Genomic DNA, 1,046 nt, shown 5'->3' with positions numbered 1-1,046 from the left:
CCGATCGGGTGGCCGATCGCGATCGCCCCGCCGTTCACGTTCACCTTCGACGTGTCCCAGCCCATCTGCTTGTGCACCGCCAGCGCCTGCGCCGCGAACGCCTCGTTGATTTCCATCAGGTCCAGGTCGCCCGGCGTCCAGCCCGCGCGCTCCAGGCACCGGCGCGATGCCGGCACCGGGCCCATGCCCATCACGCTCGGATCCACGCCCGCGTTCGCGTACGCCTTGATCCGCGCCAGCGGCGTCAGGCCGAGTGCAGCTGCCTTCTGCGCCGACATCACCAGCACCGCCGCCGCGCCGTCGTTCAGCCCCGACGCGTTCGCCGCCGTCACCGAGCCGTCCTTCGAGAACGCCGGCTTCAGCCCGGCCAGCGATTCCGTCGTCACGCCGTGACGCACGAATTCGTCCGTCGCGAACTGCAGCGGCTCGCCCTTGCGTTGCGGAATCGCCACCGGCACGATTTCATCGTTGAAGCGGCCGGCCTTCTGCGCGGCTTCCGCCTTGTTCTGCGACAGCGCCGCGAACGCGTCCTGCTCTTCGCGCTTGATCCCGTATTCCTTCGCGACGTTCTCCGCCGTGATGCCCATGTGGTACTGGTTGTACACGTCCCACAGGCCGTCGACGATCATCGTGTCGACCAGCTTCGCGTCGCCCATCCGGAACCCGTCGCGCGAGCCCGGCAGCACGTGCGGCGATGCGCTCATGTTCTCCTGGCCGCCCGCGATCACGATCTCCGCGTCGCCCGCGACGATCGCGTTCGCCGCCAGCATCACGGCCTTCAGGCCCGAGCCGCACACCTTGTTGATCGTCATCCCCGGCACTGCGCTCGGCAGCCCGGCCTTGATCAGCGACTGCCGCGCCGGGTTCTGCCCGGAACCGGCCGTCAGCACCTGGCCCATGATCACTTCGCTGACCTGATCGGGCTTCACGCCCGCACGCTCCAGCACCGCGCGGATCACCGTCGCGCCCAGCTCGGGCGCCGCAATCTTCGCAAGCGAACCGCCGAATTTGCCGACCGCGGTCCGCGCGGCCGATACGATCACTAC

The 1,046-nt window shown here is 69.0% G+C and carries 1 protein-coding gene; it reads right to left on the bottom strand.

What is annotated here, in order from left to right:
* Positions 1-1,046, bottom strand: a 1,046-nt coding sequence (locus G3O06_RS48460; protein ID WP_241020635.1) for an acetyl-CoA C-acetyltransferase, incomplete at both ends; no start/stop codon positions are given.

The sequence above is a fragment of the Burkholderia sp. Ac-20345 genome (assembly GCF_017104825.1).
Taxonomy (GTDB): domain Bacteria; phylum Pseudomonadota; class Gammaproteobacteria; order Burkholderiales; family Burkholderiaceae; genus Burkholderia; species Burkholderia lata_B.
This window is presented reverse-complemented; position numbering and strand designations above follow the sequence as displayed.